The 26699-nt window shown below is 41.4% G+C and carries 21 protein-coding genes and 1 pseudogene; 1 reads left to right on the top strand and 21 read right to left on the bottom strand.

Translation table 11 applies throughout. The features are described from left to right. Nucleotides 1–361 precede the first annotated feature (361 nt). The 5 genes from HMPREF0847_RS02830 to HMPREF0847_RS02850 form a co-directional block, all read right to left on the bottom strand. Nucleotides 362–1165, bottom strand: coding sequence for an alpha/beta hydrolase (locus HMPREF0847_RS02830; RefSeq protein WP_020992633.1), 804 nt, complete (start codon nt 1163–1165; stop codon nt 362–364). 77 nt (nt 1166–1242) lie between these two features. Next, complete coding sequence (ffh, locus tag HMPREF0847_RS02835; RefSeq protein ID WP_008808686.1) at nt 1243–2817, bottom strand: signal recognition particle protein; 1575 nt, start codon at nt 2815–2817, stop codon at nt 1243–1245. Nucleotides 2818–2845: 28 nt separating this feature from the next. Beyond that, the gene (locus HMPREF0847_RS02840; RefSeq protein WP_037622298.1) at nt 2846–3061 is read right to left on the bottom strand and encodes a hypothetical protein; all 216 of its coding nucleotides are present in this window, start codon (nt 3059–3061) and stop codon (nt 2846–2848) included. A 2-nt stretch (nt 3062–3063) separates the two neighbouring features. After that, nucleotides 3064–3396, bottom strand: coding sequence for a putative DNA-binding protein (locus HMPREF0847_RS02845; protein WP_008808687.1), 333 nt, complete (start codon nt 3394–3396; stop codon nt 3064–3066). 159 nt (nt 3397–3555) lie between these two features. After that, a complete protein-coding gene (locus HMPREF0847_RS02850) occupies nt 3556–4254 on the bottom strand; it encodes a GntR family transcriptional regulator (RefSeq protein WP_008808688.1) in 699 nt (232 codons plus the stop codon). Between the two features lie 143 nt (nt 4255–4397). Between HMPREF0847_RS02850 and guaA the strand changes: the two genes are divergently transcribed. Then, entirely contained in the window at nt 4398–5954 is a 1557-nt protein-coding gene (guaA, locus tag HMPREF0847_RS02855; RefSeq protein WP_008808689.1) for a glutamine-hydrolyzing GMP synthase, read from the top strand. 63 nt (nt 5955–6017) lie between these two features. Here guaA and HMPREF0847_RS02860 read toward each other — a convergent pair whose 3' ends face one another. The 16 genes and pseudogenes from HMPREF0847_RS02860 to HMPREF0847_RS02935 form a co-directional block, all read right to left on the bottom strand. Beyond that, nucleotides 6018–7883 carry an ABC-F family ATP-binding cassette domain-containing protein gene (locus HMPREF0847_RS02860; RefSeq protein ID WP_008808690.1) on the bottom strand — a complete coding sequence of 622 codons (1866 nt, stop codon included), beginning with the start codon at nt 7881–7883 and terminating at the stop codon, nt 6018–6020. Continuing rightward, a complete protein-coding gene (locus HMPREF0847_RS02865) occupies nt 7880–9079 on the bottom strand; it encodes a CCA tRNA nucleotidyltransferase (protein ID WP_008808691.1) in 1200 nt (399 codons plus the stop codon). Before HMPREF0847_RS02865 ends, HMPREF0847_RS02860 begins: the two co-directional genes overlap by 4 nt. Beyond that, a complete protein-coding gene (gene dapB / locus HMPREF0847_RS02870) occupies nt 9076–9843 on the bottom strand; it encodes a 4-hydroxy-tetrahydrodipicolinate reductase (protein ID WP_008808692.1) in 768 nt (255 codons plus the stop codon). The genes HMPREF0847_RS02865 and dapB overlap by 4 nt, the downstream gene beginning before the upstream one ends. A gap of 30 nt (nt 9844–9873) precedes the next feature. Continuing rightward, nucleotides 9874–10725, bottom strand: a complete 852-nt coding sequence (locus tag HMPREF0847_RS02875) for a DegV family protein (protein WP_008808693.1) — start codon at nt 10723–10725, stop codon at nt 9874–9876. Then, complete coding sequence (locus HMPREF0847_RS02880; RefSeq protein ID WP_008808694.1) at nt 10726–11100, bottom strand: DUF1149 family protein; 375 nt, start codon at nt 11098–11100, stop codon at nt 10726–10728. 151 nt (nt 11101–11251) lie between these two features. Beyond that, on the bottom strand, nt 11252–13213 hold the full coding sequence (locus tag HMPREF0847_RS02885) for a PTS fructose transporter subunit IIABC (RefSeq protein ID WP_008808695.1): 1962 nt from the start codon (nt 13211–13213) through the stop codon (nt 11252–11254). Beyond that, entirely contained in the window at nt 13210–14121 is a 912-nt protein-coding gene (gene pfkB / locus HMPREF0847_RS02890) for a 1-phosphofructokinase (protein WP_008808696.1), read from the bottom strand. The genes HMPREF0847_RS02885 and pfkB overlap by 4 nt, the downstream gene beginning before the upstream one ends. After that, nucleotides 14118–14861: a DeoR/GlpR family DNA-binding transcription regulator gene (locus HMPREF0847_RS02895; RefSeq protein ID WP_008808697.1), complete on the bottom strand. Its 744-nt coding sequence runs from the start codon at nt 14859–14861 to the stop codon at nt 14118–14120. Before HMPREF0847_RS02895 ends, pfkB begins: the two co-directional genes overlap by 4 nt. A 140-nt stretch (nt 14862–15001) precedes the next feature. Beyond that, the gene (locus HMPREF0847_RS02900; RefSeq protein ID WP_008808698.1) at nt 15002–17257 is read right to left on the bottom strand and encodes a CAP domain-containing protein; all 2256 of its coding nucleotides are present in this window, start codon (nt 17255–17257) and stop codon (nt 15002–15004) included. A 213-nt stretch (nt 17258–17470) separates the two neighbouring features. Continuing rightward, nucleotides 17471–18391, bottom strand: coding sequence for an aspartate carbamoyltransferase catalytic subunit (locus HMPREF0847_RS02905; protein ID WP_008808699.1), 921 nt, complete (start codon nt 18389–18391; stop codon nt 17471–17473). A gap of 103 nt (nt 18392–18494) precedes the next feature. Then, nucleotides 18495–19778, bottom strand: a complete 1284-nt coding sequence (locus HMPREF0847_RS02910) for a uracil-xanthine permease family protein (RefSeq protein ID WP_008808700.1) — start codon at nt 19776–19778, stop codon at nt 18495–18497. An 8-nt stretch (nt 19779–19786) separates the two neighbouring features. Next, on the bottom strand, nt 19787–20308 hold the full coding sequence (gene pyrR / locus HMPREF0847_RS02915; protein WP_008808701.1) for a bifunctional pyr operon transcriptional regulator/uracil phosphoribosyltransferase PyrR: 522 nt from the start codon (nt 20306–20308) through the stop codon (nt 19787–19789). An 883-nt stretch (nt 20309–21191) separates the two neighbouring features. Further along, nucleotides 21192–24371: a carbamoyl-phosphate synthase large subunit gene (carB, locus tag HMPREF0847_RS02920; RefSeq protein ID WP_008808703.1), complete on the bottom strand. Its 3180-nt coding sequence runs from the start codon at nt 24369–24371 to the stop codon at nt 21192–21194. A 23-nt stretch (nt 24372–24394) separates the two neighbouring features. Next, nucleotides 24395–25471 (bottom strand): carbamoyl phosphate synthase small subunit, encoded by a 1077-nt coding sequence (locus tag HMPREF0847_RS02925; RefSeq protein ID WP_020992634.1) that lies wholly within the window; start codon nt 25469–25471, stop codon nt 24395–24397. A gap of 166 nt (nt 25472–25637) precedes the next feature. Beyond that, nucleotides 25638–25802 (bottom strand): annotated as a pseudogene (locus tag HMPREF0847_RS11325) (bifunctional pyr operon transcriptional regulator/uracil phosphoribosyltransferase PyrR); the annotation flags it as partial. A 260-nt stretch (nt 25803–26062) separates the two neighbouring features. After that, on the bottom strand, nt 26063–26695 hold the full coding sequence (locus HMPREF0847_RS02935) for a Pr6Pr family membrane protein (RefSeq protein WP_008808706.1): 633 nt from the start codon (nt 26693–26695) through the stop codon (nt 26063–26065). Between the last annotated feature and the right edge of the window lie 4 nt (nt 26696–26699).

A 26699-nucleotide genomic window follows, 5' to 3' on the forward strand; every position in this document is an offset into this window, starting at 1 on the left:
TAGATTTAATCCACTAGGCTAAAGTATAGCAAAAAGCCCGAATAACTACTATTCTGTTTCATTTTGAAATCCTTTAATGATTGTAAAATATATCCTATTTTAGAAGATATAAGTAAGAAGTTATCAATTTAGATATTGTCAAAGCAAGAGAGAAATATAATTAGTAAACATATATATTATTGATTATCCTTCGCTTTAATCAAAATACTTTCATGGTCTTCATATCATTTTTGATTTATCAGATCAAAGTCACCATAATATCTATGAAGAATGTCTGTTGTTTTCATTGTTTCGTGTCTTTCTAGTTATTTTACAGAAATAAAATTATGTAATACATTTTATTATCAGTTTTGGTTTAACATTATTCCAATAAAAACTCTCTGATCAAATCAACTACTTGTTCATTTTGTGGTAGAGATGAGTGATGGGCATCCTTGCCTACGATGACTACTTCTCTGTGTGAAGCAATCTTTCCTTTATAAATCAAGCTCCCGGCCTCTACACTGCTTTTATGGACAATTCCGTCACCGTCTCGAAAAAAGATTCCCATAATTGACAAATGTTGCAACTTCTTAGGTATATTTTCTTGGTTAGATATGAAGTCATCTAACATCGCAACTCTATGATTGATGTTTTTCTTATTTAGATTATAAGGACTACCAATAGTCAGGAGCTTTTCCATCTCTAACTCAGAATGGTTTGCCAGGTATTGCTGCAGAAATGCCGTAAAAACTAGACCACCGTTAGAATGCCCCAACGCCTTAAAACTGTTAAAAAAGTACTTCTCTCGTAAAACAGTTAGGGCAGAGTTAAACATTGTCGCCTGCTGCTTGATATTTTCATATCCATCACGATTATTTTGAAAGCCAACTACAAAGATTGGCTGTTTGTCTTTTTTACGTAAATGACCTCGGTAAGTCATGTGTCCATCATTCCAGACTTTGATACGGACAAGGCTATGATGTGGATGCTGATTGCGGTTGAGCTTTTTAACCATTCGATTAAAGCGATTTTCCGTTGCAGAGCTACCAGGAATCATGATAATGGGGCGTATTTCGACCTTGCTGGCAGGTAGATGAGAGATAGGGTGGGAAGGCAGCTTATCAAATAATTTTTGAAAGGTTTTAGCAAGTCGATGAATCAATTGAGTCAAAAAAGGCTTCATTCTAGTCTCCATATCCGAATCTGATATTTCCAAAAACAAGCCACATAAAACTTAGTTATGCGACTTGTTTTTTGTTATTACTTCCGCTTCTTCTTATTTTTCTTCATTTGCTTAGCCATTTTGTTCATGCTTCGACGCATCAAAAACTCTCCAGCCTTCCCTTTGAGGCCGCCACCAAACATTTGACTCATATCTGGCATACCAGCTCCTCCCAAAGCTGACATATCCGGCATGCCGCCTTGACCCATCATATCTTGAAGGGCTGACATATCTGGCATTGCACCGCCTCCTGGCATGTTTTTAGGCATATTGTTTGGATTGAGTCCCATTTGCTTCATCATCTTGCTCATGTCACCAGAGAGAACACCTTGCATCAATTGTTTTGACTGATTGAAATCTTTGATAAACTTATTGACGTCTACAAAGCTATTTCCTGAACCATTAGCAATTCGACGACGACGGCTAGGTGTCAATAAATCAGGATTTTCACGTTCTTCAGGTGTCATTGAAGACACAATGGCACGCTTGCGGGCAATTTCTCTTTCATCGACTTTAAAGTTTTTAAGAGCGGGGTTGCTAGCCATACCAGGTAGCATTTTGATCAAATCTTCCATAGGACCCATGCCTTGCACTTGGTCTAATTGATCAATGAAATCATTGAAATCAAAGGTGTTTTCCCGCATCTTTTCAGCCATTTCAAGCGATTTTTTCTCATCGTATTCTTGAGAGGCTTTTTCGATCAGAGTCAGCATGTCCCCCATGCCCAAAATCCGGCTGGACATACGGTCTGGGTGGAAGGTTTCGATATCGGTGATTTTTTCACCGGTACCAGTAAATTTAATAGGTTTGCCAGTAATCTGACGGACAGATAGAGCTGCACCACCACGGGTATCGCCATCAATCTTAGTCAGGATAACCCCAGTCACTTCCAATTGGCTGTTAAATTCGCGAGCGACATTAGCCGCTTCCTGACCAATCATGGCATCGACAACTAAGAGGATTTCATTGGGATTAGCCAGCGCTTTGACATCAGATAGCTCCTGCATGAGCTTTTCATCAATCTGAAGGCGCCCAGCCGTATCAATCAGGACATAGTCGTTGTGGTTGACCTTGGCTTGCTCCAAACCTTGACGGACAATCTCAACAGCTGGAACTTCTGTACCCAAAGCAAAGACAGGTACATCAATTTGCTGTCCCAGTGTTTTCAGCTGATCAATAGCCGCCGGACGGTAAATATCTGCCGCAATCATGAGCGGGCGAGCATTTTCTTCTTTCTTGAGCTTATTAGCAAGCTTACCAGCAAAGGTAGTCTTACCAGCCCCTTGCAGACCAACCATCATGATAATAGTTGGAATCTTTGGCGACTTGATAATCTCAGCAGTATCAGAGCCCAGGATAGTTGTCAGCTCTTCGTCAACAATCTTGATAATCTGTTGCGCAGGATTGAGGGTGTCGATAACCTCATGACCGACCGCACGCTCACGAACTTTCTTGATAAATTCTTTGACAACTGGCAAGGCAACGTCGGCCTCTAAAAGGGCCAGACGAATCTCTTTGGTCGCTTCCTGAACATCGCTCTCTGAGATCTTTCCTTTTCTGCGCAGATTTTTAAAGACGTTTTGCAGACGTTCTGTTAAACTTTCAAATGCCATTTTGTAATTCTCCTAGTTTCTATTTCAATCAATTTAGTGGAAATCGTCCATGACGACTTAAACATTCGTATTCTTCGGTAGAGATTTCTTTCATAATCTCATTTGGATATCCCCAGCAACTGAATCCTAATTTCATTGCTTTAGAAAGATCATCAGGGGAGATGATTTGCACTCTGGCAGGGAAAGGTTCTTCCGACTCCAATAACCAGCAAGACATTCCCTTGTAGATAACTTGTCTTGCCATGATTAGTCTCTGTTATCAATGCTGGATAGAGTTGCAATTTGCTCTTGCAAGAAACTATCTTCAGGATATTTGTCAGCGATTTCTTCCAGAATTTGACTCCTAACAATGTAGTCAGAATACATATGCAACTTCATTTCATAGTCTTCTAAAATCTTCTCTGTTCGTTTGATATTATCATAGACTGCTTGACGGCTGACACCAAATTCTTCTGCTATTTCAGCAAGGCTATAATCATCCGCATAATATAGCTCGATGTAATTCATCTGTTTATCTGTCAATAGAGCAGCATAAAATTCAAACAGAGCATTCATACGATTGGTTTTTTCGATTTCCATAAGAATTATTATACCAAAAAAGGCTGATAAACTCTAGTTACTCACAGTGGAAATGACTTTTCTTTCGCAAATGTTTTAAGGTAATTCAAATTCATCTTTTTCGGGTTTTAAAAACACCCTTGTATTTCTAAGGGTGTTACGTAATTATAATTATGTAAATTAGTTGTTTTCTAAATAAAATTCAAAACGATCTCCGACATATTGACTTTTTACATACTCGAAGGCTGTCCCATCTTCGAAATAAGATACTTGTGTCAAAGCCAAAATGGCATGACCTCTCGGGATTCCAAGATAATGGGCGATCTTTTCCTTAGCCAAGCGGGCGTATATCGTTTGTTGGGATTTTCCAATCTTATAACCATGTTTTTGAAGAGTTTGAAAGAAATGACTGGTAATTTCTTCTTTGTTGAAATTTTTAATAAACTTTTCTGGTATTGAAGCTACTTCGTATACTACTGGTAGCTTATCTGCGTAGCGAACCCGCTCCATTCGAATAATATTTTCAGTCTTGTTTATTCCTAGCTTTTCGATTTCTTGTTTGCTTGGTAGAGTTCGTCGATAGGAGATCAACTGACTGGAAGGTGTTTTACCCTGAGACTTCATAATCTCAGTAAAGCTGGTAGTGCCTCTCATTTTCTCCTGGACGCGCGTGCTGGCAACAAATGTTCCGCTCCCAACCCGTCGTTCCAGTACTCCTTCTTCTACAAGGAGTGTGATAGCTTGGCGAAGAGTCATACGACTAACTTGAAAAGTCTCAGCTAAGTCTCGCTCACTGGGTAATCTCTGTCCGATTTGCCAGACTTCTTCATCAATTTCCTTTTTGATTTGATCATGAATTTGTAAATAAGCAGGGAGCATAGTGATCTCCTTTTTGGATTTCCTTTTAAAAATATTGTATTATCAATCGAAATAAAAGTCAACATTTACTTCATGGCATTGGAAAAAGCCTCTCTTTTATGATAAAATAAGGAAAAATAAATTTCTTTTAGGGAAGGAAAAAGATGACTAAATCTGAATTGCAAGATGTCGAAAAAATTATCGTATTGGACTATGGCAGCCAATACAACCAGCTCATCTCTCGTCGGATTCGTGAAATTGGGGTATTTTCTGAATTAAAGAGTAATAAAATTTCCGCTGCAGAGGTAAAAGAGATTAATCCCGTCGGAATTATTCTTTCTGGTGGACCAAACTCTGTTTATGAAGACGGTTCCTTTGATATTGATCCTGAAATTTTTGAGTTAGGCATTCCTATCTTGGGAATTTGTTATGGTATGCAACTTCTGACTCATAAATTAGGAGGTAAGGTAGTGCCGGCTGGTGATGCTGGAAATCGCGAATATGGTCAGTCTAAATTGACTCGCACGTCTTCTCCTCTTTTTGACAGTACACCTGAAGAACAATTGGTTCTTATGAGCCATGGAGATGCGGTAACTGAAATCCCTGCTGACTTTGTCCGCACTGGTACTTCTGTTGACTGTCCTTTTGCAGCTATTGAACATCCTGCTAAGAAGATTTATGGGATTCAATTCCACCCTGAAGTTCGCCATTCTGAGTTTGGCTACGATATTCTTCGCAACTTTGCTCTAAATATCTGTGGAGCCAAAGGCGACTGGTCAATGGATAATTTCATTGATATGCAGATCAAACAAATCCGTGAGACTGTTGGTGACAAGCGCGTCCTTCTCGGTCTATCAGGTGGGGTTGATTCTTCTGTGGTTGGCGTTCTTTTGCAAAAAGCTATTGGCGACCAATTGATCTGTATCTTTGTTGACCACGGTCTTTTGCGTAAGGGTGAAGCTGATCAAGTTATGGAAATGTTGGGCGGAAAATTCGGGCTAAATATCGTCAAAGCAGACGCTGCTAAACGTTTCCTCGATAAACTCGCTGGTGTTTCTGATCCAGAACAAAAACGCAAAATCATCGGGAATGAATTTGTCTATGTCTTTGACGACGAAGCCAGCAAACTGAAAGATGTAAAATTCTTGGCACAAGGAACTCTGTATACCGATGTGATTGAATCTGGTACTGATACCGCTCAGACTATTAAGTCTCACCATAACGTGGGTGGTCTGCCTGAAGATATGCAGTTTGAGCTGATTGAACCGCTGAACACGCTTTATAAGGACGAAGTTCGTACTTTGGGTTCAGAGCTTGGTATGCCTGATGAAATCGTCTGGCGCCAACCGTTCCCAGGCCCAGGTCTTGCTATTCGTGTTATGGGAGAAATCACTGAAGAGAAATTAGAAACTGTTCGTGAGTCTGATGCTATTCTTCGTGAAGAAATCGCTAAGGCCGGTCTTGACCGCGATATTTGGCAGTATTTCACCGTTAATACAGGTGTTCGTTCTGTTGGTGTTATGGGAGACGGACGCACATACGACTACACAATTGCTATTCGTGCTATCACTTCTATCGATGGCATGACAGCTGACTTTGCCAAGATTCCTTGGGAAGTCTTACAAAAAATTTCTGTTCGTATCGTAAACGAAGTAGACCACGTCAACCGCATCGTCTATGATATCACAAGCAAACCACCTGCAACTGTAGAGTGGGAATAGAATCAAACTAAAAAAGCGTAGGAAAGAAAACGTCCTACGCTTTTAAGTTGATTTTTTGCTTTTCTACTCTAACCCACTCAGGTATTCATAGCGCTCGTATTTTTCCAGCAGTTTTTCGTTCTGCTCATCTAGTTCTTGCTGGAGTTCAGACAGGCGAGCAAAGTCAGAGCCATTCTCCTGCATGGCCGCTTCAATCTCAGCAATTCGCCCCTCCAGCGCCTCGATATCGGCCTCGATAGTCTCCCACTCCTGCTTCTCAAAATAGGTCATGCGCTTTTTATCCTCACGCACTTTGGTCGATTTTTCCTTTTCAGTCTTTTGGGAAATAGCAGAGCTTTCTGCTAGAAAGGCTTTTTCATCTAAGTAATCGGTGTAATTTCCGAAAAACTCTCTGACACCTCCATCTTCAAAAGCTAAAATCTTGCTGGCTACCTTGTCTAGGAAATAACGGTCGTGGCTGACTGTAATAACTGGCCCGGCAAAGCCTTGTAGAAAGTTTTCTAACACCGTCAAAGTCGCAATATCCAAATCATTGGTCGGCTCGTCAAGAAGCAAGACATTGGGCTTTTCCAAGAGAAGCTTGAGCAGATAAAGTCGTTTTTTCTCTCCACCAGATAGCTTTTCAATCAAAGTCCCATGAGTAGATCGAGGAAAGAGAAACTGCTCCAAGAGTTCTGCAATGGAAGTCGTTCCACTGCCTATCTTGACTTCCTCAGCAACTTCTTGCAGATAATTAATGACACGCTTAGACTCATCCAAGCCCTCAATCTGCTGAGAGAAATAGGCTATTCGAACCGTCTCTCCGATAATGAGCTGACCAGCCTGAGGCCGAAGTTTTCCCGCAATCAGATTGAGCAAGGTTGACTTGCCGACTCCATTATCTCCGACAATCCCAATGCGGTCCTTGTTCTGGATTAAAAGATTAAACTGAGAGAGAATAGTCTTCTGGTCATAAGCAAAGTCCACGTTTTGAAACTCGATAACCTTCTTTCCGATACGGCTGGTTTCAAAGTTCATTTCCAGATTGCTGTCAATCGTCTGACCGGCCAAATCTTTCTTGAGATCATGGAAACGATTGATACGAGCCTGCTGCTTAGTTGCCCGAGCCTGAGGCTGACGCCGCATCCAAGAAAGCTCCTGCTTGTATAGCTGCTGCTTCTTATGGAGTAAGGCTGCATCCCGTTCATCCTGCTCTGCCTTGAGACGGACATAGTCTTGATAATTTCCCTGGTATTCAATCAAGCGACCGCCATCTAACTCAAAAATTCGAGTTGAAATATTATCCAAGAAATAGCGATCATGGGTGATGAAAAGCACGGTCTTCTTAGAATTTTTCAAGAAATGGGTCAGCCATTCAATGGTATCAATATCTAGGTGGTTGGTCGGCTCATCTAGCAAGAGCAAATCAGCATCGCCTAAGAGAACCTGGGCCAGCTGCACTCGGCGACGAAGGCCTCCTGATAACTGGCCAACCTTGAGAGATAGATTTGTCAGACCAAGCTTGGACAGGACCGTCTTGACCTGACTTTCGATCTCCCAAGCATGCAGCGAGTCCATCTCAGCCATAACCGCTTCTAGCCTAGACTGCTGACTTTCATCATAAGCCGTCAGGAGCAGCTCATAGTCTCGAATCAACTGCATTTCCCGTAAATCACTGGATAGAACAGTGTCAAGCACTGTCTGCTCTTCATCGAAATCAGGCTCCTGAGTCAGGTAAGCAATCTTATAGCCTGTCTTAGCAGAAAAAGGGCTGACATCTCCGTCAAAGCCCGACTTGCCCGACAAGACATCCAGCAGTGTTGTCTTTCCTGTTCCATTGACACCAATCAGACCAATCCGATCCAGGTCATGAATGATAAAGGAAATATCCCGAAAAACAGTCTTATCTCCTACTGATTTGGTTAGCTTGTCAACGATAAAATCGCTCATTTTCTCTCCTTGATATAGGCGTAAATAGCCTCTAGATCATTAGGCAAACGGCCGTCTACAATAGCGTATTCCAACTCTTTCAGAATTTGGCCAAGTTTTGGTCCGGGCTTAAAGCCAAAATCCTGTATCAGCATGCCACCATTGACCACCATTTCCTGCTTGTTATGAATAGTCAGACTGGCATCAAGATTTTGAATGGCAGAGAAATCAACTGGTAGACCTTGCGCCTGACGAAGTTCTTCTGCTTGTAGCAATAAGTCTATATCGTAATCATAGCAGTCACGCTTGGTCAAGTCCCGTTCTGAGCGAATCGTCACAATTTCAACAATATCTGCTACTCTTTTGGCAAATTCACGAGAGGTCTTCCAGTCTTTTAGAAAACCTTTGACATTTTGCACATCCAAGGCTAGCAAAAGTGCTGCCCAAGCCTGCTCGGACGCTGAAAAACGAAAATCTGAAGCCAACTCAAACAGTCGTTCCAAGTTAGCTCTACTTCCTTTCAAATCTGGCAAAAATTCTATTGCATTGCTTTTTAAGAGTGACTCTAATCCTTTGCGCCAATACGGAGCCAGCAGTAGCTTGTCAAACTCGATAAAAATTCGTTCAACTGAAATTTTTTCCAGCAAAGGAGCGCAATTCTTCATAGCTAGGAAAGTATCTTGCTCCAAATCAAAATCCAAGGCAGCCTGAAAACGAAAGCCCCGCATGATACGGAGAGCATCTTCATTAAAACGCTCTGCAGCTGTCCCAACGGCCCGCAAAATCCGATTTTCCAAGTCATTTAGCCCCTGGAAAAGATCGATGACTTGACCGTTTTCATCCAAAGCTAGGGCGTTGATTGTAAAATCTCGCCGCTTGAGATCTTCCACCAAAGAACGCACAAAAGAAACCTTACTAGGTCTGCGGTAGTCCACATAGACATCCTCAGTCCGGAAAGTTGTTACCTCATATTCACGGTTATTTTCCAGAACCAAGACGGTTCCATGCTCAATCCCCACATCAACCGTACGGTCAAAGATACGCTTGGTTTCCTCGGGATAGCTGGAGCTGGCAATATCCACATCGTGAATAGGTCGTTTCAAAAGGGCATCTCGAACAGAGCCCCCAACAAAATAAGCTTCAAAGCCAGCAGCTTTTATCTTCTCTAATACTGGCAAAGCCTCCTGAAATTCAGAAGGCAGAGTTTCTAATCTCATAGTAAATGTTCCAATCCATAGACTAATTCTGAGCGTTTGATAACTTCTTTAATGGCCAGATTAACCCCTGTCATAAAGGAAGCTCGGTCATAGGAATCATGTCGCAGGGTCAATCCCTCTCCCCGGCTGCCAAAGATTACTTCTTGGTGAGCAACCAGACCTGGCAAGCGAACCGAATGGATACGCATGCCATCGAAATCAGCTCCGCGAGCGCCAGCTATGGACTCTTCCTCATCAGTAGCTCCCTGTTGCTTGCTAGGTCTAACTTGGCTGATAAGCTCGGCTGTCTTGATGGCCGTCCCGCTCGGTGCATCCTTTTTCTGGTCGTGATGTAGCTCAATAATTTCTACATTAGGGAAATACTTGGCAGCCTGAGCTGCAAATTGCATCAGCAAAACGGCTCCCAATGCAAAATTCGGAGCAATCAATCCACCTAACTTCTTTTCCTTAGATAGTGTGATTAACTCTTCCAACTGCTCAGGAGTAAAACCTGTCGTTCCGACCACTGGACAAAATCCCTGTTCTAGAGCGAAGCGTGTATTTTCATAAGCTACTTTAGGGGTCGTAAAATCAACCCAGACATGGGCTTCCAGCCCAGTCAATTCTTCCTTTGCGTCGAAAACAGGAACTCCTGCCACTTCTTTTTCGTCCGTAAAAGGATCCAGTAACCCAACTAATTCTAGTTCAGGATCTTCTGTCACCATTTTGTAGGCTGCTTGGCCCATTTTACCTTTGAAGCCTGCAATGATTACTTTAATTCCCATCTGCATCTCCTTTTTTGATAGATTTGAGTATTAGTCAAACAGAGGAATGTAGCCTAATGCGATACTTCCTTCTCCAAGGTGTGTACCAATAACACTACCAAAAGTTGCTAGAGAAACCTCTGCACTAATGTTACTTTCGAGTAAAGATTGACGTAAGGTCTCTGCTTTGTCAACTGCGTTAGCATGAATAACGATAATTTCATATTTTCCTGAAGAAGTCCGTTCCTCAACAAGTTCAATAAGTCGTTTAGTTGCCTTCTTCTCCGTCCGAATTTTTTCAAAAACTTCAATCACTCCATGATGATTAAAATATAGAATTGGCTTAATACTTAGTAGATTTCCTAGAATAGCAGCACCATTTGAAAGGCGCCCCCCTTTAACAAGATGATTCAGATCATCAACCATGATAAAGGCGCTAGTCCCGTCAATCTGAACATTAATTCTTGTGAGGATTTCATTGAAATCTAGTCCTGCTTCTGCCCAGTTGAGTGCAGATTGAACCATGATTCCTAATGGGGCGCTGGTAATCTTGGAGTCTGGAAAAGCGATTTCTAACTGAGGAAATTCATCTTTTAAGAACTGAATGTTTTGATAAAAGCCAGAAATACCGCTAGAAAGAAAGAGTCCCAGAACGTGAGTATATCCGTTTCCCGCTAAAGTAGAAAGCAGATCTTCCAATTCAGCTATACTAGGCTGGCTTGTTTTGGGTAATTCAGCAGAGAGTGCCATTTTTTGATAGAATTCTTCTGCAGTCAGATTTTTCCCTTCAACGTATGTTTTCCCATCAATGAAAACTGGAATATCCAGAATAAATAGATTTTCCTTTTCTAAGACTTCCGATTTTAAGTAGGCTGAGGAATCTGTAATAACAGCTAGTTTCATTTAGAACTCCAAATTAATACCTGGTAAATCCAGGGCGATCTCTGTCACTTCATAAGTCAAGCGGTTAAGCATTGATAAGCAAGGTTTAGCTAATTGCTCTACTTCTTCTTGATCAAATTCACTTGGTTCGCCAATGATTCGACCTTGAATATGGTTAACTTGAGAAATCACTCCACTAATCACAAAGGCTTCAAAAACGATCATGTAATTCAAAATAACAACCAAAGAAGTTACTTGATTTTCTTGATCATGATTCAATAGTTGAAAATTGACATCGACTTTTGTTTCGGGTGTTCCGTTTTCTTTTTCCCATTCAAAATTACGTGCATCAAAGTGATATTGGCTGACGAATTCTTTTTCGCGTTGTAGTTCCATTGTTGTTCTCCTAAAAATTTGCGTTATGTAAATTATAGCATAATTTTCAATCACTGACTATAGTTTGCTTCTCTCTTGCTCATTCTCCTTTTCTTCATAATAAATAAAATTATCTACAAAAAAGGACCTCCGAAGAAGTCCAATATTATACTTATTTTGACAATGGTTTGCGTAAGAATCCAAAGATAATACCACTGACTACTGCACCAATCAAAACATATACTAGGTAAAGAATTGGGTTGTTTGTCAATCCAATAACGAAGATACCACCGTGAGGGGCCATGAGTTTGATTCCAGTAAGACCTACAAGAGCACCTGTAAGGGCTGAACCTACGATAAAGCTTGGAATAGCGCGGGCTGGGTCAGCAGCACCAAATGGAATCGCACCTTCTGTGATGAAAGAAAGTCCCATGACAATGTTTGTAATTCCAGAATTGCGTTCTTCCTCAGTGAATTTATTTTTAAAGAAGAGAGTAGCCACAAATACTGCTAGAGGTGGGACCATACCAGCAGCCATAACCGCTGCCATAACAGGTGATCCACCAGTTGAAACAGTACTTGCGAGTGTACTAGTACCAAATACGTAAGCAGCCTTATTAACTGGTCCACCCATATCGACCGCCATCATACCACCGACCAAGAGGCCAAGAAGGACAGCTGAACTTCCGCTCAAACTAGCAAGGAAATCGTTGAGGGCTGTATTGATTGCAGACATTGGAATATTAACAGCCAACATCAGGAATCCAGTAACTAATACCCCAAGAAGTGGCAAGAGCAAAATTGAACGGATACCTTCAAGTGAGCGAGGTAGACCTGCAAGTAATTTGCGAAGGACTAAAATCACCCCACCAGCTAAGAAACCACCGACCAGAGCTCCAAGAAAACCAGACGATACGCCTACCAAAGAAAGCGTCTTTTCACCACCTGCAGCGTAAGCAACGCCACCAAAGGATGCGCCACTGCTAGCAATCGCACCGGCTACGAAACCAGAAACCAGACCTGGTTTTTCAGCGATTGAGTAAGCAATGTAACCGGCCAATACTGGTAACATGAAGCCAAAGGCTGCTCCACCAATTGATTTAAACTGCGCTGCAATCTCATGATAGCTTCCTAGATTAGAAAGCTGATCTTTTGGTACACCTAAGATCTGATCCAGCAAGAAGGCGATAGCAATCATAATCCCGCCACCGATAACGAATGGCAACATTTGGGATACACCACTCATCAGGTGCTTATAGAAAGCGCCACCCAGACTAAGTTTTTCGTTGCTAGATTCTGCAACACCACCGGAATTAGTAGCCTTGTAAATCTCGGCCTTTCCTGAAAGAGCCAAATTGATCAGTTCTTCTGTCTTACGGATACCATCCGCGACTGGACGATTAATTAATGGTTTGCCATTAAAACGATCCATCTCTACTGCCTTGTCAGCAGCAATAATAACAGCCTTAGCATTTTTAATATCTTCAGCTGTTAGCTTATTTCCAACACCGCTGGCACCATTGGTTTCAACCTTGATGCCGACACCCATTTCAGCTGCGACCTTTTGTAAGGCCTCTTGAGCCATGTAGGTATGCGCAATCCCTGTAGTACATGCTGTTACAGCTACAAGGAAGTCTCCACCTTTATTTGCGGGTTCAACCACAGCAACTTCTTCCGCTTTTTCTGAAGCTTGGTCAAAGAGCTCGATCACTTGATCAGGCGAAGTCACTTGGCGCAATTTATCCGCAAAGCCATCTTTCATCAGGTATTGAGACAATTCTGCCAAGGCTGCCAAGTGAGTATCATTAGCACCTTCTGGAGCTGCAATCATGAAGAATAAATCAGTTGGTTGTCCATCTAGACTTTCATAATCGACACCCTTGTTTGACTTAGCAAATAGAACTGTTGCTTCTTTAACAGCAGAATTTTTGCTGTGAGGCATAGCGATTCCGTCACCCAAACCAGTGGAAGTTAGAGCTTCACGCGCCAAAATTCCCTCTTTAAAAGCTTCAAAGTCTGTTACATAACCGTGATCAACCAAGCTTTTAATCATCTCTTCGATGACAGCTGTTTTTTCAGTTGCCTGCAAATCCAGCAACATGACATCTTTTCTCAATAGGTCTTGAATTTTCATCGTTTTTCTACCTCAACTTTTTCATATGTTTCTTTAATAAATTCAGCTGTTGCCAAGTCATCTGAGAAGGTAGTTGCCGTTCCGCAAGCTACACCCCATTTAAATGCTTCTACTGCATCTTTTGATTTGACAAATTCGCCTGTGAATCCAGCGACCATAGAATCGCCAGCCCCGACAGAATTTTTGACACTCCCCTTGATAGGTTTTGCAAAGTATGCACCTTCTTGAGTCACCAACAAGGCACCATCACCAGCCATAGAAATGATCACATGTTGTGCTCCTTTGTCTAAGATTTGACGAGCATATTTTTCGATTTCATCTAAACTTTCGAGTTTCACTTCAAAAATATCACCTAGTTCATGATTATTAGGTTTGACCAAAAGTGGCTCAAACTCCAAGGAATCAAGCAATGTTTGTCCTTCGAAGTCACAGACTACTTGCGCTCCTGTTTTCCTGGTTAATCCGATCAGGTCTTTGTAGATAGTATTTCCTAAATTTTTAGGACTACTTCCAGCAAAGACTACTGTATCATCAGAAGTTAGGGAAGCAAGAATACTCTTTAATTCCTCCAATTTCAGACTAGAAATGTCAGGACCAGGTCCGTTAATTTCTGTTTCAGCATCTGCCTTTATCTTGACATTGATGCGTGTATCTTCCTCAACTTCTACGAAGTGACTGGAGATTCCTTCTTCTTCAAGAGTGTCCGTGATAAATTTACCAGTAAAGCCACCAATAAAACCAGTTGCTTTGTTATCAATACCTAATCTTTTTAGAACTCGGCTAACATTGATACCTTTTCCACCAGCAAACTTGTCATCACTATCCATTCGATTGACACTTCCTATCAGGACCTTATCCAAACGAACAATATAGTCAATGGACGGGTTTAATGTTACAGTATAAATCATACTTCAATCACCTCCGTTTTTTCCTTAATTTTTTCCAGCAAGATGGACGAAATTTTATTAGTAATTATTTTTGCTTTAGCAAGAGGAGCCACTTTGACAAAGGATACTTGATCCAGTTTTGACGGGTCTGATAAGACATAAGTTTGTTTTGCGTTTTCCATAATGGCTCGCTTAACAGCTCCTTCTTCCATATCTGGTGTTGTATAGAAACTATCATCAATTCCATTCATTCCAATAAAAGCTTTATCAAAATTCAGTTGACCAATTTGATTAAGAGCTATCCCTCCTATACTGGCATCTGTAGATCTTTTTACTGTTCCACCGACAATAACTGTAGGGATATTTCGCTCAACAAGTTTTGATGCATGATGAATAGAATTGGTTACGATCGTTACTTTGTGGTTATGAATTGCTTGTATTAATAACTCATTTGTAGTACCAGCATCGATAAAGACAACATCATGATCCTGAATAAGACTGGCAGCTTTTTCTGCAATTTTCTGCTTAAATTGAATGTTTTTGATAGATTTTTCTTGATTGCTTTCTTCTTCTTGTAAAAAATGAATGTTTTCTGCACCGCCATGAATCCGTCGTAGTTTCTGTTCGCTTTCTAATTCATCTAAATCGCGCCGAACGGTGGATTCTGAAGTTTTTAGAATATGAACTAAACGATCTAAGGAAACTGTTCGATGATCTTTTAACTGTTCTAAAATCACTTGTTTTCGTTCAGACTTTAGCATACTTCTCCCTCCTGAAACAGCTTACATTTATCATTATACACCAATATTTTTCAAAGTCAAGCAAATTCTATCATTTTCTATCAATAAAAATTTATTATAAAAAGAGGATGAGATAAGATCTCAAACCTCTTTGTTATTTTTTAGGATTTTCTTCTAAATCGTTTAAGAGCAACACCAGCAAGTCCAAAGAATCCAGCTACTGCCGCTATAATTCCAATTTGATCTGTCTTTACTCCTGTAGCAGATACATTTTGTTTTGTTTTAGAAGACTTATCTTGTGTTTGATGTATTGCTTCACCCTGATAAACATTTTTGGCATCAACAGGCTGATCTTTAGCAGTTTCTTTCGTGGCATTCTTAGCTCTTAATTGATTGTGTTTTGCTTCTAATCTAGCATGAACTTCTTGATAGAGCTCCAAAAGACTCTCTTCGGCTTTGTATTTTGTTTCTTTTGCGGCAAGATCAGCTTTGGCTGATGCAACTGCCTTACGAGCCTTAGAAAGCTGTTGAGGAGCTTGAGCTAATTGTTTAGCTCTTTCTTGAACTTGTTTCAAGCGAACTTGAGAATCAATTAATTGCTTTCTTGCTTCGATTGTATTCGCTTTAGTTGAGTGCAAAGCAGCTCTTAAAGATTCAAGTTTTGAGCTTTCTGCAGCTAATTTTTCTCTTGCTAAATCTAAAGCCAATCTCTTAGGTTCTAACTCCGCTTCATATCTTCTAGTTGCATTTTCAAGAGCTAACTGTTTGTCAGCAGTGTTTCTTGTAGCAGCTGCTACACGATCTTGAGCGTTCAGTAGTTGATATTGAGCATTTGCTAAAAGTTGCGCTTGGTCATTTGATTGTGACTGGAGATCATTTAGTTGACTGTTTAAAATACCAGCTCTTACTTCGCGATTTGTTTTTTCAACTTTTAAGGCAGCAATTTCATTTTTTAAAGCAGCATATTTTTCGTTTGTATTCGTCCGTGATTGGCGTGCACTAGCTAGTAAGTTTTCGTAATCAGCTAGGCTCATCAAGGTCCCGTTTTGCAAGCGTTGGTTCAAGTTTCCTACTTGATGGAAACCAACTGTTGCAGTTCCATTTGTTGAACTATATTGATTAGGAATAGTGTTATAAGATGCAGAAATTGCAGTTGCCTTATTATCCAACATCTGCAAGTAATGACCAACTCTTGCGAATTCAGCAGCACCAATTTTCATATAAATATCATTGGCATCCAGCTGAGATTCGTCGGTTGGTAAATTATAGCGCGCAGCGATCTCTTGATATAATGCTTTTTCACTGTGCCAAAAATCAACTGATGCCTTAGGTGTAAAGCTGATAGCCACATTTTCATTTTTTATATACTTAAACATGTGGCGACCGTTTTGCTCGAAAAAGGCTGATTGAATTTGACTGGCAACATTTGCATATGGATCAACATATAATGGAGGTAATCCTGCCTGTGCTCGATAGTTATTTATTGCTCGAATAACTTCTACAGCTTTTAAATTATTTTCAAGAGTCGCTGAGCTGGTAGAGTCGCTGCCAACTGTTAACCCATCTTCAGCTTGGGACCGTTTGTATAAAGCTAGTGCGTTAGCTGCAGCATCTCTAATTTCTTGAGTTGCTCCTTGGCTTTGCAAGTTTTGAAGGAGCTCTTGATAGGTATTAGCAGCTTGTGTTGTTGTTTCAGTTTGTGGGGTATTTGCCAATTCAGCTTCTTTTTGATTAATTGCAGTCTGAATCTGGTTGATTTCATTTTGGTTTGTCTGGATAGCTTTTTCAAGATTAGCTGTATTACTTGGTGAATTAGCAATATTTTGCTGAACAGCTACAAGATTAGCTTGTTTAGCTACGAGTTCTTGATTCGCTTGTTCTTCTTCTGCTTTTGCCTGAGCTAGTTCTTGTTCTTCCCTAACGATAGGTGCTTTCGCTTCGTTATATTCTCTTTCGGCAACGTCTACCAAAGTTCGTTGTCCGACAACGACATTTTCCTGTTGTTGAACTGCTTGTTCTGAAGGAAGTTCTTGATTTTGCGAGTTGTCTAGTGAAGCTTGCTTTGCATTCACTTCTGCTTCAGCTTTATTTACTTCTGCTTTTGCTTCGGCCACAGCTTCTGGACTAGCTTCTTTGTTGATTTCTTTTGCTTGATTAAGCTGTGCTTGAGTGTTTTGGCTTGTCTCTTGAGCCTTTTCAAGTTCATCTTTAGCTTTTTCAACAACTTCTTTCTGGGCATCGACTTGTGCTTTCGCTAAATCTTTCTGAATCTCCGTCACTTCAAGATCATTTTGCTCTGATCGATGAGAAGGTTTTGTTAACTCATCAGCATTTACATGATTTCCTACAACTCCTGAAATCAAAGTAGTTGCTGCAATCCCCGTTGCAACAACAGATTTTCCTAATTTCTTTTCCATTTCTCTCTCCAAACCCTCCTAATTTTTATATCGATATTTATTCATACCATATTGCTTGACTTATTCTATCATGTCTATGTGAAAAACAAAGATAAAATTCGTTTCGTTTTCATAGCTTTTTGATTACAATTTGATGACTATTTGCAAATGTAAGTTTTTTTATAAAATAATCAAAAAATCAGACTAGATGCCTGATTTTTGGGATATTTCTTATCATTTTTGGCGACCTTTGAGAACAGCTTCTATAATTGCCATTCTGACAAAGACACCATTCGTCATCTGTTCAACAATGCGTGATTTTGGTGCTTCAACTAAATGGTCAGCGATTTCTACATCTCGGTTAACTGGAGCTGGATGCATCAAAATAGCTGTGTCTTTCATACGGTCATAACGCTCTTGTGTTAGACCGTGCAGTCTGTGGTAGTTTTCTTTAGAAAAGATGGACTCATAATCATGGCGCTCGTGTTGAACACGCAAGAACATCATGACATCTACTTTGTCAATAACTTCATCGATTGTTACAAATTCACCATAGTGAGAAAATTCTTCACTTCTCCATTCTTCTGGTCCTGCAAAATAAAGCTCTGCTCCCAAACGTTTAAGAATCTGCATATTGGATTTAGCCACACGTGAGTGATCTAGGTCACCAGCGATTGCAACTTTCAATCCTTCGAAGTGTCCAAATTCTTGATAAATTGTCATCAAGTCTAGGAGACTTTGACTTGGGTGCTGACCTGAACCATCACCACCGTTGACGATGGATGTAGTAATCGTAGGGCTCTCAACCAACTCTTTATAATAGTCTACTTCTGGGTGGCGAATGACACAAATGTCAACTCCGAGTGCAGACATAGTCAAAATAGTATCATACAAGGTTTCACCTTTGTTGACTGAACTGGTTTTCACATCGAAATCCAATAGGTCGCAACCCAATTTCAATTCTGCTACTTCAAAGGCCTTGTGGGTTCTTGTTGAAGGTTCGAAGAAAAGATTGGCCACGATATGCTGTTCGTCATAGTTGGCTTTTGCTCCATTTTTAAATTCAATTCCTCGTTTGATTAAGGCCATTACTTCTTCGTTTGACAAAGTTTCCATTGAGACAAGATTTTTAAGAGCGATTTGGTTAGATGACATGATAAGATCTCCTTTGTGATAATGATTAGAGCTCTATTTCAATTTTTTCTGTAAGACAAGATTGAAATAAATGGTGAACAGTTTTAAAAATCAGATGTCAGACCTAATTTTTAGGTTCTGGCAGGACAAGATAGAGGACGATTCCCAAGATAGTTGACAAGGCAACTCCTGAGATTTGCAGACCCGACAGTTGCAAGGTCAGACCACCGATACCAGAAACCAATATGACACTGGCAATCAGTAGATTCTTTTTGTTATCAAAATTAGTCTGGGCTTCTATGAGAATTTTAAGTCCACTTGAGGCAATTACACCGAAGAGAGCAATGGATATTCCACCTAGAACTGGACTCGGGATTGATTGGAGCAAAGCGGAAACTTTTCCAACAAAACTCATGACGATGGCGAGGACTGCTGCACCCGCTATCACATAGACGCTGTAGATTTTATTGAGCGCCATGACTCCTATATTCTCTCCATAGCTAGTCACTGGCGGTGCTCCGAAAAGCCCCGCAATAATCTGAGCTAGCCCATCACCAGTCAAAGTTTTATCTAAGCCCGGATCTTTGAAGAAATCTTTTCCTGTCAAGCTATTTAATACCATGACGTGGCCAAAGTGTTCTGTCATAGTTACAAAGGCGATAGGTGCCATGGTTAAAATTGCACTAGGGTAAAATTTTACATCATAATCTAAGAAAGGAAGGCTCATTGGTGGAAGATGAAACCATGATGCTTCACCAACCTTTGCAAATGAGACAATCTCTTGTCCAGTTATAGCACCAAGAATTAAACTAAAGAAGTATCCAACTATCAAACCTAGTAAGACAGGAATGATACCGATAATCTTTTTACCATATATGTTAAAGAGAATGACTGCTAACAAGGTCACCATTCCAATAGTGAAATAAGTCAAATCATAAACCTTTTCACCATTAGCTCCTGTTTTATTCATAACGTCGCTAACAGCTGTGCCAGCTAAACTTAGACCGATTACCATGATAATTGGTCCTACAACTACAGGAGGTAGGATTTTATCAATCCAGGCGTTTCCAGCAAACTTAACAATCATGGCTACGATAAAGTAGACCAAACCACCTGTGATAGCACCTTGTGCTACCGCTCCGATACCATCAGTTTTCATCAGTAATTGCATGGCTGCTATATAAGCAAAGCTGGATCCCATATAGGCTGGTATCTTATACTTGGTAACTGTGAGGTGTGCTAGGGTTCCCAGGCCGCTTGAGAATAAGGCAACTGCTGGATCAATCCCTACTAAGATTGGGACTAGAACAGTCGCGCCAAACATAGCAAATAGATGCTGGAAGGATAAGCCTAAAAGTAAACCTGGTTTTGGCATATCGTGAACATCATACTTTACTTCTTGATTCATATAGATTACTATTCTCCCTTTATTAAGATACGATCTTGACCATCAGTTTCGGCCATTTCTACAATGATTTCTTCTGTTCTGCTAGTTGGAATATTTTTCCCAATATAGTCAGTTCTAATTGGCAATTCCCGATGACCTCGGTCAACTAAGACTGCTAGGCTAACACGTGAAGGTCTACCGTGGCTCACAAGATTGTCAATGGCTGCCCGGATGGTACGACCTGTATAGAGAACATCGTCAATCAGAATCACTTGACGGTCAGTAATATCTACAGGAATCAAAGTCGTATCTTCTTCCTGACTCTTTTTGTCATCTCTAAAAGGTTTTGTATCAATTTCGGCTACTGGAATATCAATTTGTTCCAATTGTGCTAATCGTTTTTGGATACGATGAGCCAAGTGAACTCCACGAGTTTTAATTCCCGCCAAGACTACTTGGTTCAATTCTTTATTGCGTTCGATGATTTCATAAGTAATCCGTGTGATCGCACGGTTCATAGTAATATCATCAACAACTTCTTTTGTTTTCATGAATACCCCCTAAACCAATAAAAAAGTCTCCTTTTTCAAGGAGACTACAGAATAATTTGTTGGGTGTGCAAAACAAGACGCACCTGTATATGCTCAACCCAATTTCTACTTGCTCCTTGTCTACCTCTCTGGATAGAATTAAAGGATTATTTAATTGTTAATACTTTATCACAATTTCCAAACAATTTCAAGAATTAAATTCAAATTTTAAGCAAAAAATAGATTATTTATCCCAGAACTCCTTCTTTTTCTTGTTTTTTATGTCTGTCTATTTTTTATTAGCTCTAAGAGACTCCTTTTCATCAATGATTGGCAAAGACTTTTCATCTTCCGCTTCATATCTTGGCGTGGCTTTAGAAGGTGCTTCTTCTTTAAGTCCATCAGATTTTTTTCTTTAGCTTCCTTGTTATTGTCAATGTTGCCACCCTGGACATCAGGAAAATGCTACGCGATTGCTTTTGGAATTTTATTTTCATTTGATTCAAGCTCTGCTTTGGGGATATAATTGTCGCTGACATTGATAAAAGTCACAGTCTTATTTGGTTCCTGAAGTGCTTAAGTTATGATTTTATTCTTGTTCATATCCAAATTATCTAAAGAAGTAAATTGATTAATTCCATCCAGTTTTTCAGCTCATTCTCACCTAAGTTTAAATTCTTCAAGAATGGCTGAGAGTGACTAGAAACCAAAATAAAGCAAAAAAAAGCAGGATACTTTCCCACTTCTTCTTTGCTTTTAATTTCATATATTTGAACGGTTATTTATTATGGCTATTCAAGGACAGAATAAGCTTGGACAGATGATTTTTCAATGTTTGCTGTATAAGATTACTTTTCCGACTTTCAGACAGTCAAACTGCAATCTGAAACACAAAAATCTAGCTCTATATCACTTCTGTAGTGAAACTACGACTTTCCAGCACCTTCAGCATAGCATCAGCCGTGTCCAAGGCTGTGAAGAGGGGCACTCCGTGCTCAATAGCTGAGCTGCGGATAATTTGACCATGCTTATCTGCAGTCCGCTTGGTTCCTACCGTGTTTATAATAGCCTGAATCTTGCCCTTGCGGATATAGGCTGGGATGTCCTTGTTATCATCACTGCCGATTTTTTCTACCAGACGGACGTGCAGGCCGTGATTTTCAAAATAAGAGGCTGTTCCCTTGGTTGCCCAGATACCATAGCCAATACTGGCAAAACGCAGTGCCAGCTGCAGGGCTTCTTCCTTGCTATCGTCTGCAATAGTAAAGACGACATTACCAAAGCTTGGCAGATGGAGATAGGAAGCCTCAAAAGCCTTGTAGAGTGCTTTTTCTAAGGTTCGGTCACTGCCCATGACTTCGCCAGTAGACTTCATTTCAGGTCCCAAGAGACTGTCAACCTTCGCCAGCTTAGTAAAGGAGAAGACTGGCGCCTTGATATGAACCATGGAACTTTCTGGATGAAGACCGTCTTCATAGCCCAGCTCTGCCAGACTTTCTCCAAGGATCAAACGAGTCGCTACTTGCGCCATCGGAATATCAGTCACCTTGGACAAGAAAGGAACAGTCCGGCTGGCCCGTGGATTGACCTCAATGACATAGACCTGCTCATCCTTGATGACGAACTGAATATTCATCATGCCGACACAGTTCAGTCCTAGAGCCAAACGCTTGGTATAGTCTGCAATGGTATCCTTGACTTTCTGCGATAGGGTTTGTGGCGGATAGGCCGCCATGGAATCTCCTGAGTGAACCCCTGCCCGCTCGATATGCTCCATAATCCCTGGAATCAAGACCAGCCGGCCATCAGAAATGGCATCTACTTCGCACTCATCCCCAACAATGTAAGAATCCACTAATACCGGATGGTCTGGACTAGCCTTAACCGCTGTCCGCATATAAGAACGCAAATCAGCTTCGTTTTCTACGATTTCCATGGCACGGCCACCCAAGACATATGAAGGACGCACCAGAACGGGGAAGCCAATCTTACGAGCAGCCTCTACTGCCTCCTCTTCATTAGTGGCTGTCTGACCTGGTGGCTGCGGAATATCAAGCTCCTTCAGCGCTTGCTCAAAGAGATCCCGATCCTCAGCCCGATCCAAGTCTGCCACTTGAGTACCTAAGATCTTCACACCAGCCTTAGAAAGTGGCTCTGCTAGATTAATGGCTGTCTGCCCGCCAAACTGAACGATAACCCCTTTAGGCTGTTCCAGCTCAATGACATTCATGACATCTTCAAAGGTCAGCGGCTCAAAATAGAGCTTGTCAGAAACAGAAAAGTCAGTCGAAACAGTCTCTGGATTGCTGTTCATAATAATCGCTTCATAGCCAGCTGCCTGAATAGCCTTTACAGAATGAACCGTCGCATAGTCAAACTCGACCCCCTGCCCAATTCGGATAGGACCAGAGCCCAGCACCAGAACTGATTCCTTGCTGGATTTGACAGATTCATTTTCAAAGCCATAGGTGGAGTAGAAATAAGGCGTCGCAGACTCGAACTCAGCAGCACAGGTATCCACCATCTTATAAACCGGCACAATCTTCTGCTCCTGTCGGATGCGACGCACCTGCTCGGTTGTCATGTCCCACAAGGCAGCAATCTTAGTATCCGCAAAGCCACTTTGCTTGGCTTTCTTAAGCACATAGCTATCTCCTATATGACTGGCCAGCTCCTGCTCAATTTCGAAAATATGGAGCAGCTTATCCAGGAAAAAGACATCAATCTTGGTCAGCTCAGCAATTTCATCCGGACTGTAACCACGGCGAATGGCCTCTGAAATATAGAAAAGTCGGTCATCTTGCGCCTTGACAATCTTCCTCATCAGCTCATCGTCACTTACTTGACTGAGAGCAGGCAGCTCGTTGTGGTCCACACCAACCTCCAGAGAGCGGCAGGCCTTGAGCAGACTTTCCTCGATATTACGGCCAATAGCCATAACTTCCCCTGTCGCCTTCATCTGGGTTCCCAGACGGCGCTCACCCTGCTCAAATTTATCAAATGGAAAGCGTGGAATTTTAGCTACCACATAGTCCAGAGCTGGCTCAAACATAGCATAAGTAGAGCCTGTCACCGGATTGATGATTTCATCCAATGTGAGCCCGACTGCGATTTTAGCCGCCAGCTTGGCAATCGGATAGCCGGTCGCCTTAGAGGCAAGGGCTGATGAGCGGGAAACCCGTGGATTGACCTCGATAACATAGTATTTGAAACTATGCGGGTCCAGAGCCAGCTGTACATTACAGCCGCCCTCAATCTTCAGCGCTCGAATAATCTTGAGACTGGCGTCCCGCAACATCTGGTATTCATAGTCTGAGATGGTCTGACTAGGTGCAAAAACGATAGAATCACCTGTGTGGATGCCGACTGGATCAAAGTTTTCCATATTACATACGACAAGCGCATTGTCTGCACCATCCCGCATGACTTCGTATTCGATTTCCTTAAAGCCCGCTATAGAACGCTCGATCAGACACTGAGTCACTGGAGAGAGTTTGAGGCCGTTTCCTGCGATTTCCTGTAGCTCTTCTTCATTGCTACAGATACCGCCGCCAGTTCCTCCAAGTGTAAATGCCGGACGGACAATGACTGGATAGCCGATGCCATCCGCAAATTCCAGCGCTTCATCAACTGTATTGACAATTTCTGACTCAGGGATGGGCTGGCCTAGCTCTTCCATCAGCTGCTTGAAGAGGTCTCGGTCTTCCGCTTGGTCAATAGCTGATAACTTAGTTCCCAAGAGTTCCACTCCCAGCTCTTCTAAAAGTCCTGACTTGGATAGTTCCATGGCCATATTGAGTCCGGTCTGGCCGCCCAAAGTAGGCAGAAGAGCATCTGGCCGCTCCTTACGCAATATCCGCGCAACAAACTCCAGCGTGATAGGCTCGATATAAACCCTGTCCGCAATTTCCTTGTCCGTCATGATGGTTGCTGGGTTAGAATTAACCAAGACAACACTGTAACCCTCTTCTTTCAAGGACAGGCAAGCTTGAGTCCCAGCATAGTCAAACTCCGCAGCCTGGCCGATGACGATAGGACCAGAACCGATGACCATAATTTTCTGAATATCTTTACGTTTTGGCATAGTGCACCTCTCAATCTTGCTTCCTAGTAAGCCTGATGGGCATCCATCATTTCCATAAATTCATCAAAGAGATAATCTGCATCATGCGGTCCCGGCGCAGCATCTGGGTGGAACTGCACAGAAAAAGCAGGATAATCCCGATGGCGCACACCTTCGACAGACTTATCATTGATTTCTTCATGAGTCACAATCAGGCATTCCGGCAACCCCTCACGACTGACTGCATAGCCATGATTTTGACTAGTAAAGTCAACTCGGCCTGTCGCAATTTCACGAACTGCGTGGTTGAAGCCACGGTGGCCGAACTTCATCTTATGCGTCTTTGCACCGTTAGCCATGGAGAAGAGCTGATGCCCCATACAAATTCCGAAAATTGGAATCTTGCCTTGAACACCGCGAATCATGTCCAAAGCCTCAGGTACATCTTCTGGATTTCCCGGTCCATTTGACAACATAACCCCGTCAGGATTAAGCTGGAGAATTTCCTCAGCGCTTATATCATAAGGTACCACTGTCACGCTGCAATTGCGTTTGGCTAACTCCCGCAGGATAGAATGCTTGAGACCAAAGTCCACCAATACCACGTTTCGACCAGTTCCCGGAGCAGGATAAGACTGCTTGGTAGAAACCTGCTTAATGTTATCAGTTGGCAGAACGATAGACTGAAGCTGGTCTTGTAAACGCTCAATACTACCATTCGCGTTGGCAATGGTTGCCCGCATGGTTCCATGTTGGCGTATAATCCTAGTTAGTGCTCTTGTATCAATCCCTGAGATTCCTGGTATCTTCTTGATTTTGAGGAACTCATCCAAAGATAATTGCTGTCGCCAATTGCTGGCACGTCGTGCATACTCATAGACCACGACTCCCTTACAGGTCGGCAGAATAGATTCATAGTCGTCCCGATTAACACCATAATTTCCAACTAAGGGATAAGTAAAGGTCAAAATCTGGCCGTTATAAGACTGATCCGTAATTGATTCCTGATAGCCTGTCATGCCCGTGTTAAAGACGATTTCGCCTGTTACGAGAAGATCTGCTCCAAAAGCCTCCCCTTCGAAAATCATGCCATTTTCTAATATTAAAAGTCTCTTTACCATTGTTCCCTCCTGTCTAAGATGCAGACCACCTATGACCATCCACATAAGAAATATAATAATGGGGAGTAGGATTGCTTCGCATAGCTTCACCCACTCCCGGCTCACTGTCCGAGATTATTGTCGTCCTTTCAGAACTGCTTCAATAATAGCCATTCTAACAAAGACACTGAGTCAGTCGCTTCTGAATGCGATAAGCCAAGTGAACCCCACGGGTCTTAATGCCAGCCAAAACAACTTGGTTTAGGTCCTTGCTGCGCTCAATGATTTCATAGGTAATCCGCGTAATCGCACGATTCATGGTGATGTCATCAACAACTTCTTTTGTTTTCATTCATTCCTCCTCAAACAACAGAAAAAGCCTCCTCATACAAGGAGACCTCAGAAAAATCTAATCAGGCAAGCTAAAACAAGACGCACTTGCTTACACTCCACCCATCTTTTTACTTGCTCCTTGTCTATCTCTCTGGATAGAATTAAAGGATTATTCAATTGTTAATACTCTATCACAAATTAAAAACTAATTCAAGAGAAAAATGTATTTTTATGCATAGGTAATCACAAAATTGTGTTTAATTTATCATTTGTCTCTTTTTAAGAAGCTTTCTTCTTTGAAAAAGAGAATGATTTTACAGCGTAAAAGATAAATCCAAAGACCAGATAGGCTACAAAGATGATTAAGCACATCTTGATGACATAGGGCCATTTGTGTTTAAAGACATTTAGAAAAAAGTAAGGAAACGGATTGTCCTTGGATCTTGGAATATCAATCTTGAGAACAAAACCGTTAATCAGTGAAAAAATCATGTAAATCAAAGGGACGCTTGTCCAAGAAATAGGATCAAACCAACGGTATTGACGGGCTTTGTCAAAAACTAAAGTATCCAAAAGAAAAGCAAGTGGAACTATATAATGACAAAGAAAATTCTCTAGACGATAAAAGTCTGTCGCAATTGGGGCCAGTAAAAGATGGTAAACCACGCAAGTAATCATGATGGACATGGTCACACCGCCCTTGACTCTAAGTACTCCCGCTGATTGCCATTTATCATCTGTTCTTGTCATGAGATAGATAAGGTAACCAGTAAAAAGCAAAACTAAAAGATTTGACAAGACTGTATAATACATGAGCATACCCCAGCCATATTTGGAAATTTCAAGATATACTCCAAGAAAGCTTAGAAAAAAGAGTATGATACGATATGTAAAAATCAATCTACGATTCATACTT

This window comes from Streptococcus sp. 2_1_36FAA, from assembly GCF_000161955.2.
GTDB classification, from domain to species: Bacteria; Bacillota; Bacilli; order Lactobacillales; family Streptococcaceae; genus Streptococcus; species Streptococcus gordonii.

What these genes read in the sequence shown, in the direction of transcription:
- HMPREF0847_RS02830 (WP_020992633.1), bottom strand. Translation starts at nt 1,165, where the DNA reads ATGAAGCCTTTTTTGACTCAATTGATTCATCGACTTGCTAAAACCTTT.
- ffh (WP_008808686.1), bottom strand. Translation starts at nt 2,817, where the DNA reads ATGGCATTTGAAAGTTTAACAGAACGTCTGCAAAACGTCTTTAAAAAT.
- HMPREF0847_RS02840 (WP_037622298.1), bottom strand. Translation starts at nt 3,061, where the DNA reads ATGGCAAGACAAGTTATCTACAAGGGAATGTCTTGCTGGTTATTGGAG.
- HMPREF0847_RS02845 (WP_008808687.1), bottom strand. Translation starts at nt 3,396, where the DNA reads ATGGAAATCGAAAAAACCAATCGTATGAATGCTCTGTTTGAATTTTAT.
- HMPREF0847_RS02850 (WP_008808688.1), bottom strand. Translation starts at nt 4,254, where the DNA reads ATGCTCCCTGCTTATTTACAAATTCATGATCAAATCAAAAAGGAAATT.
- guaA (WP_008808689.1), top strand. Translation starts at nt 4,398, where the DNA reads ATGACTAAATCTGAATTGCAAGATGTCGAAAAAATTATCGTATTGGAC.
- HMPREF0847_RS02860 (WP_008808690.1), bottom strand. Translation starts at nt 7,883, where the DNA reads ATGAGCGATTTTATCGTTGACAAGCTAACCAAATCAGTAGGAGATAAG.
- HMPREF0847_RS02865 (WP_008808691.1), bottom strand. Translation starts at nt 9,079, where the DNA reads ATGAGATTAGAAACTCTGCCTTCTGAATTTCAGGAGGCTTTGCCAGTA.
- dapB (WP_008808692.1), bottom strand. Translation starts at nt 9,843, where the DNA reads ATGGGAATTAAAGTAATCATTGCAGGCTTCAAAGGTAAAATGGGCCAA.
- HMPREF0847_RS02875 (WP_008808693.1), bottom strand. Translation starts at nt 10,725, where the DNA reads ATGAAACTAGCTGTTATTACAGATTCCTCAGCCTACTTAAAATCGGAA.
- HMPREF0847_RS02880 (WP_008808694.1), bottom strand. Translation starts at nt 11,100, where the DNA reads ATGGAACTACAACGCGAAAAAGAATTCGTCAGCCAATATCACTTTGAT.
- HMPREF0847_RS02885 (WP_008808695.1), bottom strand. Translation starts at nt 13,213, where the DNA reads ATGAAAATTCAAGACCTATTGAGAAAAGATGTCATGTTGCTGGATTTG.
- pfkB (WP_008808696.1), bottom strand. Translation starts at nt 14,121, where the DNA reads ATGATTTATACTGTAACATTAAACCCGTCCATTGACTATATTGTTCGT.
- HMPREF0847_RS02895 (WP_008808697.1), bottom strand. Translation starts at nt 14,861, where the DNA reads ATGCTAAAGTCTGAACGAAAACAAGTGATTTTAGAACAGTTAAAAGAT.
- HMPREF0847_RS02900 (WP_008808698.1), bottom strand. Translation starts at nt 17,257, where the DNA reads ATGGAAAAGAAATTAGGAAAATCTGTTGTTGCAACGGGGATTGCAGCA.
- HMPREF0847_RS02905 (WP_008808699.1), bottom strand. Translation starts at nt 18,391, where the DNA reads ATGTCATCTAACCAAATCGCTCTTAAAAATCTTGTCTCAATGGAAACT.
- HMPREF0847_RS02910 (WP_008808700.1), bottom strand. Translation starts at nt 19,778, where the DNA reads ATGAATCAAGAAGTAAAGTATGATGTTCACGATATGCCAAAACCAGGT.
- pyrR (WP_008808701.1), bottom strand. Translation starts at nt 20,308, where the DNA reads ATGAAAACAAAAGAAGTTGTTGATGATATTACTATGAACCGTGCGATC.
- carB (WP_008808703.1), bottom strand. Translation starts at nt 24,371, where the DNA reads ATGCCAAAACGTAAAGATATTCAGAAAATTATGGTCATCGGTTCTGGT.
- HMPREF0847_RS02925 (WP_020992634.1), bottom strand. Translation starts at nt 25,471, where the DNA reads ATGGTAAAGAGACTTTTAATATTAGAAAATGGCATGATTTTCGAAGGG.
- HMPREF0847_RS02935 (WP_008808706.1), bottom strand. Translation starts at nt 26,695, where the DNA reads ATGAATCGTAGATTGATTTTTACATATCGTATCATACTCTTTTTTCTA.